Source organism: Streptomyces sp. SPB074 (genome assembly GCF_000154905.1).
Classification (GTDB): domain Bacteria; phylum Actinomycetota; class Actinomycetes; order Streptomycetales; family Streptomycetaceae; genus Streptomyces.
Genome location: NZ_GG770539.1, coordinates 278,105 through 286,904 on the forward strand (window position 1 = coordinate 278,105; position 8,800 = coordinate 286,904).

Annotated in this window: 2 protein-coding genes and 1 pseudogene; all 3 read right to left on the bottom strand. The window is 76.0% G+C overall.

Annotation, left to right across the window (positions count from 1 at the left end):
* Positions 1–78: 78 nt before the first annotated feature.
* A complete protein-coding gene (locus SSBG_RS01185) occupies positions 79–1,548 on the bottom strand; it encodes an MDR family MFS transporter (RefSeq protein ID WP_008744409.1) in 1,470 nt (489 codons plus the stop codon).
* A gap of 180 nt (positions 1,549–1,728) precedes the next feature.
* Complete coding sequence (locus tag SSBG_RS01190) at positions 1,729–7,890, bottom strand: beta-ketoacyl synthase N-terminal-like domain-containing protein (RefSeq protein WP_050776695.1); 6,162 nt, start codon at positions 7,888–7,890, stop codon at positions 1,729–1,731.
* A gap of 322 nt (positions 7,891–8,212) precedes the next feature.
* A pseudogene (locus SSBG_RS01195) lies at positions 8,213–8,800 on the bottom strand ([acyl-carrier-protein] S-malonyltransferase); the annotation flags it as partial.

Here is an 8,800-nt window from a genome sequence, read left to right on the forward strand (position 1 = left end):
TCACGCTAGGCGGGGCGCCGTCGGGGGGCTGCGCAACTTTGAGCAGGCGCGGGGCGAGGTGCCCCGCGCCGTGCCCGGTCAGTCGGTGGCGGGCGCCTCCCGCGCCGGTGGTGCGGCGTCCTGCTCGCTCGCGCGGGGCATCTCCTTGAGGAAGAAGGACACCACGAGGGCGATCCCGACGAGCAGGACGCACACGAGGAACATGTCCCCCATCGCGCGCGCGTAGCCGTCCAGGGCGTCGCCGCGGGCCGGTTCGGGCAGTCGGTGCAGGGCGGTGACGCCCTTGTCCGCCGCGCGGACCGTGTCCTGGCCGAGATCGGCCAGCCGGTCGGAGACGCGGCTGGTGAGAACGGTGCCGAGGAGGGCGACGCCGATCGCGGACCCCATGCGCTGGAAGAAGTTCGCCGCACTGGTGGCGGCGCCGATGTCCTGCGGCGGCACGGAGTTCTGCACGGCCGTGATGACGGGCTGCATCACCAGGCCGACCCCGGCACCGAACAGGAAGGCGTAGACGCCGATCTGCCAGTAGGGGGTGTCGGCGGTGAGCCGGGACAGCAGCAGCATGGTGACGACCAGCAGCGCGGCCCCCGAGACCGGGAACGCCTTGTACTTGCCGCTCTTGCTGATGAGCTGGCCGGAGGCGATGGAGGTGAGGGTCAGCCCGAACATCGCGGGCAGCATGGCGAGGCCCGAGCGGGTGGAGGACATGCCCATGACGGCCTGGAAGTACAGCGGCAGGTAGACGATTCCCGCGAACATGGCGGCACCGGCGAGGAGCCCGAAGAGCGCGCCGATGCCGAAGACGGGGTTGCGGAACAGGCGCATGGGGATGACGGGTTCGACCGCTCGTGTCTCCGCCCACACGAACAGGGCGGCGAGGACGACGGCACCGGCGGCGAGCGCCAGCGAGGCGGGGGCGGCCCAGCCGTAGGCGTCGCCGGACCAGTTGAGGTACAGCAGGGCGCACACGACGGCTCCGGCCACGAGGGCGGCACCGGCGAAGTCCACGGTGTGCGGGCGCTGGGGGCTGCGCAGGCGCAGGCCGATGGCGGTCGCCACCAGGGCCAGCAGGCCCACCGGTACGTTGATCAGGAAGATCCAGCGCCAGCCGGGGCCGTCCGTGAACCAGCCGCCGACGAGCGGCCCGACGACGCTCGCCAGGCCGAACACGGCACCGAACATGCCCTGGTAGCGGCCCCGGCGCTCCGGCGGCACCACGTCGGCGATGACCGCGAGGGCGAGGACGAAGAGCCCGCCCGCGCCGAGCCCCTGGACGCCGCGGAAGACGATGAGCTGCCAGACGCTCTGCGCGACGCCGCACAGGACGGACCCGACGACGAACACGGCGATGGCGCTCTGCACCACGACCCGGCGCCCGTAGAGGTCGGACACCTTGCCCCACAGCGGGGTGACCGCCATGGAGGTGACGAGGTACACCGTGACCACCCAGGGCAGGCGTTCCAGGCCCCCCAGTTCGCCGACGATGCTGGGCAGGGCGACGCTGACGACGGTCTGGTCGAGGGCCGAGAGCAGCATCGCCGCCATCACACCCGCGATGGCCAGAAAAGACCTGGCGGGGAGTGGGCAGTTTTTTTTTTTTCGTCCGCGGGCCCGGGGGGCGCCTCTGCGGAGTTGTCCATGACGGGTGCTTCCTTCCGTGGGGGTCGAAAAGAAAAACAGTCCGGGCGAGGAGCCCGGTGCCGTCCGGCTGGAGGGGTACCGCGTCCGTCACGTGGGGGGGACGAAGCGCAGATCGAGGATGGCGGCCCGGGCGGGCGCCGGGGGCGTGGCCGCCCGGGGTGCCGGGACGGCCGGGGATGGGAGCGTCGTGCCAGGACCGGCCGGGGGCCGGGGGGCCGCCGCGGGGCCGCGGCCGGGCTCCGTGTCGAGCCACAGGCGTCGCCGGGCGTGGACGGGGGCGGGCAGCGGCTCGCGTACCGGGACTCCCGCGGGCCTGCGGGCCGGGTCGAGGGCGGAGGCGATCAGGTGGGCGTTGGTCCCGCCGAGCCCGAAGGAGCTGATCCCGGCCACCCGCAGTGCGGGCGGCGCGTCCCACGGTTCGGCGGCGGTCACAGGGCGGAACGGCGAGTGGGCGAAGTCGAAGCGCGGGTTGGGCGTCTCGCAGAAGAGCGTGGGCGGCACCACGCCGTGCTCCAGGCTCAGCGAGACCTTGATCAGGCCCGCCACCCCGGCGGCGCAGAGCAGGTGGCCGACGTTGCCCTTGAGGCTGCCGATGGCGCAGCGGCCGTAGGGCTCCTCGGCGCCCGCGAACGCGTCGGTGAGCGCCTTGAGTTCCATCGGGTCACCGATCTTGGTGGCCGTCCCGTGCGCCTCGACGAGGCCGATCTCCCCGGCCCGGCGCCCGGCGGCGGCGAGGGCCTTGCGGACGACGGCGGTCTGGGCGGCCGGGTTCGGTGTGGTCGTCCCCATGGTGTGGCCGTCGTTGTTGACGGCGACGGCCTCGATCACGGCGTGCACGCGGTCCCCGTCGCGCAGGGCCGCGGCCAGGGGTTTCAGGAGGACGGCGCCGCAGCCCTCGCCCGGCACGATGCCGTCCGCCCGTTCGTCGAACGGGCGGCAGCGGCCGGTGGGCGACAGCACCCGGGCGGCGCTGAACTCCAGGTACGGGCGCTCGTCGAGGAGGATCTCCACCCCGCCCGCCAGGGCCATCTCCGCTTCCCCGGCCAGCACGCTGCGGCAGGCGAGCTGCACGGACACCAGGGAGGAGGAACAGGCGCTGTCGACCACCAGGCCGGGGCCCCGGAAGTCGAAGCGGTGGGCCACCTGGGCGGCCAGGAAGTTCTGGTCGGACTGGAGCACGTCGGGGCGCAGCGGCGCGCGCAGCGGGTAGGAGGAGATCCGGCCGCCGACGAAGACGCCCACGTCCCGGCCGCGCAGTTCCTCGTCGCGGTAACCGGCGTCGGCCAGGCAGTCCCGAGTGGCTTCGAGGAACAGCCGGATGCCGGGGTCCAGCACGGTGGCCTCGTCGTCGGTGAGCTGGAACGGCGCGGGGTCGAACCGCTCGATGCCGTCCAGGAACCCGCCCCACTTGCCGCTGCTGCGGCCCAGTTCGTGCTCGGGGCGGTACCAGGTCGCGGTGTCCCAGCGCCCTGCGGGCACCTCGGTGACGTCGCAACGGCCTTCGAGCAGGTTGCGCCAGAAGGCCGCGACGTCGGGCGCGCCGGGGAAGCGGCCGGCCATGCCGATGACGGCGACCTTCCCCTCGGTCCGGCGGTCGGCGGCCTCGGCGGGGGCCGGGGCGGGTGCTGCCGCAGGGGCGGACGACGGTGACGCCACGGGGGCGGGCGACGGTGGCGGCGTCGGGGCGGGTGCGGGTACCGACGGGGCCGGTTCGGGTACGGGGACCCGCGCGGGTTCCGCCGCCGAGGGCGCGGCCGCCGCCGGTACGGGGGCCGGGGCGAGGCCGAGGGACGTGAGGTGGTCGTGGAGCTGCCGCACCGAGGGGTGCTCCAGCAGCAGGGAGGGCGGGAGGCGCTTGCCGACGGCCTCCTCGACCTGCTCCAGGAGTTCGCCCAGCATGACGGACTCCACGCCCAGGTCGGCGAAGTCGGCCGTGGTGTCGAGATCGGTCTCCGGGGTGCCGAGCACGGCGCACACCAGCCGCACCAGCCAGCCGGGATCGTCCTGGGCGACCGCGGGTGTCTCCTCCGGCTTCGGGCCGGGCCACGCCTCCGGCCGCGACGCGGGCTCCCCCAGCGGCTCGCGCGCGGGTGCCCGCTCCGGCTCGCTCGCGGGTGCCCTTACCGGCTCCCGGGGCGTCGGCATGGCCTCCGCCGGGCGCGCCCGGGTGTTCAGCAGCGCTTCCGCGTCGAAGGCCGCGTCCAGGGGCAGGGCGGGCAGGACGGTGCCGCCCCAGGGCATGGCGATCACCTGTTCCAGGACGCGCAGTCCCGTCGCGTCGTCCACGGTGCCCAGGCCGACCGGGGCGCAGACGTTGTCCTTGCCGCGTGCCACTCCGCTCTCGGTCCACATCGGCCAGGCGATGGAGCGGAAGTGGCCGCCGCCGGTCCGGACCCGGTGGCCGAGGAGGAGGTCCGACGCCGCGTTGGCCGCCGCGTAGTCGGTGACGCCGGGGGCGAGCCGGGGGACGAGGGCGCAGGCCGAGGAGAACGCCACGAAGAAGTCGAGGCGGTCGCCCTCGCACAGGCGGGCCAGCGTCTCCAGGGCGTCGGCCTTGGGCGCGAAGGTGGCGCGCACGTCGGCGGTGTCCTTGCCGACGAAAGCGGGGCGGCCCCCGCCGTGGCCCCCGGCGCAGTGCACCACCCCGCCGAGGGGCCCGAGTTCGGAGCGCACCCGTTCCAGGAAGGTTCCCAGGGCGGCCTGGTCGGTGAGCGGGCCGGTGTGGACCAGGACCCGCGCGCCGAGCTGTTCGAGCCGCCGTATGCCGGTGACGGCCTCCGCCTCCGCGGCTCCGAGGGCGCCCGGGGTGTCCCAGCTTTCGCGGGGTGGCAGGGGACGGCCGCCGAGCACCGCGACGGCCCGCGCGCCGCGCTCGACGAGGTGCGCGGCGACGCGGGCGCCGATGCCCCGGGTGCCGCCGGTGACGACGTAGGCGCGGCCGGGATCGGGGGCGAGCGGGGTGTGCCGGGCCAGTGTCGGGCGCAGGACGGGTTCGTAGCGCAGTCCGTGGCGGTGGCAGATCTCGGCGCGCTCGCCGGGCCGGTGCCACTCGCCCCACAGCGTGGCGGCGAGTCGTTCCGGCTCGCCGGTGGGCAGGTCGGTGTCGAGGACGGTGGTGTCCAGGCGCTGGTACTCGGCGCCGAGGCAGCGCAGGAAGCCGGCCATGCGGGCGCCGGACGGGCTGGGGGCGGGTCCGTCGAGGTCCTGGAGCCCGCGTACCGCCTGCACGCCGCGCAGCCGGGTGCCGGGCAGGGCGCTGAGGAACCGGCGGATCAGGTGCAGGCGGGCGGTCCAGGAGCCGGGTTCGGCGGGGTCGGGCCGGTCGAGGTCGGTGAGGTCGATCCAGCCCGCGACGGCCTGGTGGCGCGCGAAGAGGTCGTCGGCGAGGGCGTCGGCCCCGGCCTCGTCGCCGAACTTCGGTGCCGGGCCCTCGAAGGGGCCGTCGTGGACGAGGACGGGGAGGAGCGCGCCGGGCGGCGCGGTGCGGGCGAGGGCGTCGGCCACGGCGCGGGTCGCCGGGCCGTGCAGGCACACCACGACACCCTCCAGCGGGGCCGGTCCCCTACCCTCACTCGCCTCGCCCGGTGGAGGAACCATTCCCAGGACAGCAGCACCGGAGTCGGCGGCGGTGTCCCGGCCTCCTGCGGGCACGTCAGCGGCGGGGACGGGCGGCGGCGGGACGGCGGGGCCGCCGGTCGCGGCCTCCTCGGGAATCCAGCACCGCATCCCGGCGAAGGGGTAGGACGGCAGTGAGGTGACGGCGGGGGCGGCGCCCGCGTACAGGCGGGGCCAGTCGACGGGTCCGCCGGTGACCCAGTGCCGGGCGAGCGCGGCGAGGTCGGGGGCCGGGCCGTCGGGCAGCAGGCGTCCCTGCGGACGGCCCCCGTGAGGGGCGCGGCCCCGTACGAGGCCGTCGGTCTCGCCGTCCCCGCCCGCGGCGAACTCCGCGAGGCGGGCGGCGGCGTCCGCCGCGTCGCCGGTGACGAGGGCGAGGCGGGCGCGCAGGGGTTCGCGGCCGGTCTGGAGGGTCCAGGCGACATCGGCGAGGGGGACGGGGTCCGGGGCGCGCAGCCGGGCGGCGAGGCGGCCGGCGCTCTCCCGCAGGCGCCGCTCGTCGTGGGCGGAGAGGACGAGCAGCCGGGGTGTCCCCTCGGGCTCCGTCTCCCGGCGGGCGGGAGGGGTGAACTCCTCCAGGATCACGTGGGCGATGGTGCCGCCGGCGCCGAAGGAGCTGATGCCCGCGCGACGGGGGCGCGGGGCGCCGTCCGGTCCGGCCGGACGCGGCCAGGGGGCGGCCGTGCGCTGGGCGCGGAAGGGCACGGTGTCCCAGTCGATGTTCGGGTTCAGCTCGTCCACGTGGAGGGTCGGGGCCAGGGTGCCGTGTTCGAGCTGGAGCAGGCACTTGGTGAGCGCGGCCACCCCGGCGGCGGCCTCGGCGTGCCCGATGGTGGACTTCACCGAGCCGATGGGCAGGGAGCCAGCCGGGCGGTCGTCACCGCCGAAGACGCGGCTCAGGCCGTCGATCTCGACGGGGTCGCCGAGCGCGGTGCCCGCGCCGTGGGCCTCCACGTAGTCGATGTCCGCGGCGCGCAGTCCGGCGTCGGCGAGGGCGTCCCTGACGACCTCGCTCTGCGCCACCGGGGAGGGCACGATGTAGCCGTTGGTGCGGCCGGCGTGCACCAGGGCGGTGCCCCGGATCACGGCGCGCACCCGGTCGCCGTCGGCGAGGGCTCGCGCGAGCGGCTTGAGGACGAGCACGCCCACCGCCTCGGCGGGCACGAAGCCGTCGCCGCCCGCGCCGAAGCTGCGGCAACGCCGGGTGCTGGAGGTCAGCGACATGAGCCGCTGCTGGACGAACTTGTTCGGGTGGAGCGAGAGGTTGACGGCTCCGGCGAGGGCGACCTCGCAGTCCCCGGCGCGCAGCGCGCGCACCGCCAGGTGCACGGCGGCGAGGGAGGAGGAGCACATGGTGTCGATGGCGAGACTGGGCCCGTGCAGGTCGAGGATGTACGAGACGCGGTTGGCGTTGTTGCCGATCGCCCCGCCGCTGTAGGCGGGGCGTCCGCGCAGGGTCTCCTCGACGCCGAAGAAGGCGTAGTCGGCGTACATGGCCCCGGCGTAGACGCCGACGCGGGAGCGGTGCCGCTCGCGCAGCCGCTGCCGGGGGTAGGCGGCGTTCTCGAGCGCGGCCCAGGCCGTCTCCAGGAAGAGACGTTCGTGGGGGTCCATGAGGGCGGCGTCGCGCGGGGTGATGCCGAACAGCAGCGGGTCGAAGCGGTCGACGCCGTCGAGGAAGCCGCCGATCATCTCGTCCACGGGCCACTCGGGCCGGTGCCGGTCGGCGGGCAGCCCGGTGACGCAGTCGTGCCCCGCGCTCAGGTTGCTCCAGAACGTCTCCAGGTCCGGGGCCTGCGGGTAGCGGCCCGCGACGCCGATGACGGCGATCGCCCCGTCGTCCGCGTCGGCGGGACCGGGGGGCGCGGAAGGAGCGGGGGCGTGGCCGGGAGCGCGGGGGGCGTCGGGAGCGGGGGTGGCGTCGGGAGCGGAGGCGGGCGCGGCGGGCCGGGCGGGGTCCGGTGCGGTCGCGGGTCGCGGGTCCTGCGCGTTCCGTGTGCGGCGCGGGGCGGCTCCGTGGCGGCGTACGGCGTCCTCGGCCACGGGGGCCATGGCGCCGTGCTCGAAGAACAGGGTCCGGCTGCTGACGCCCCAGTCCTCCGCGAGCAGCCGGTTGAGCTCGCCGATCTGGAGCGAGGTGAGCCCGTACTCCACGAAGGGGGTGTGGGCGTCGAGTTCGTCCCGGGGTATCCCGGACACCTCGGCGTACCGGTCCAGGAGGGCGGTCTCCAGAGCGGCGACGGAGACCGCTGCCCGGTCCGGCGCGGGGCCGGCGGCCGGTCGCGGCTCCGGCGGCGGGGCGGGCGCCTCGGAGGCGGCGAAGGGGTACACCGGCAGGGGGACGCGGGCGCGCCGGGAGTGCCAGTACTCGGCCCAGGGCAGGTCGGCCCCCTCGGCCCACAGCCGGGCCGCCTCCTCGGCGGAGCGGGGGGCCGCGGCCGGAACGGGGGCGGAGCGGGCCGCCTGCCCGGTGTGAACGGAGGGGTCCGGGCGACCGCCGAGGTGGGCGTCGAGCGCCTCGACGACGGCGGCGAGCCCGGGGCGTACGACGGCCAGCCGGTGCCGCATGGGCACCCTGCCGGTCTGGGTGGTCCAGGCGACGTTCTTCGACGGCGGGCGCGCGGTCCTGACCAAACAACAAGGCGAACCCGTTCCCCCAATCCCCGGCCGCCCCGCCAACCCGTTCGGGTTCGCCCCGCGGCCCGAAGGGCCGCACGGATCGACCGGGCCCGTCCCCTCTCCCCCGGGCGGCGCGTCCGGGCGGGCGGTCGGGGCGGGGTGGCCGTCGGCGCGGCGGGGGTCGGTGTCGGTGCGCTCCACAGGGTTCATGCCCTCTCACTCCACGGGTCTCGGCCCCGGCTCGGTCCGGGCACGCCGGATGCCCGCGAGGTCCCCTGTGCGGGACGCCACCGTCCGTCATGGACCGTATCGGCGATTGCCCGGCGTGTCCGCTGATTCATGAAAGCCCTTCGGCCTGTCTCGGGGCGCGCGCGGTCAGCAGTTCCGCGGCGTGCGACAGGAGGTGCTCCGCGATCGCGCCCGGGGTGCGCGCGCTCCATCCGGCCAGGGCGGTCCCGGCGACGGCGCGGTTGAAGGAGGTCAGTTCCGGGTCGCACCGGAGCTGGTGGTCCAGGAGCCGCACCGGCTCGCCCGCCGGGGTGCGGCGCGCGGTCTCCCGCGTGTACCAGCGGAACACGTCGGCCGTGCGCAGTCCGTCGCGCGGACGCGGGCCGGCCGGGGATTCCGGCGTCGGCCCGGCCAGGAGGTGTTCCTCGACGTGGCGGCGCCGGTGCCCGGGTACGTCGGCGAAGTAGCGGTGCTCGCGCAGGAGCCGGTGAAGCAGACCGGCCCGGGCCGGGTACAGGCTGCCGCGGCGGACGACCCGGGCGGGCACGCCGAGGGTGCCGTGCCGCGCGGCGGGCGCCCAGGTGACGTCGTCCTCCCCGGCGCACGCGAGGGTGTCCTTGAGGGTGGTGGCGAGGCGGGCGCCGGGGGCGCAGGCGGTGAGCGAGGTGGGCATGAGGAAGGCGGCGCCGAGGGCGAA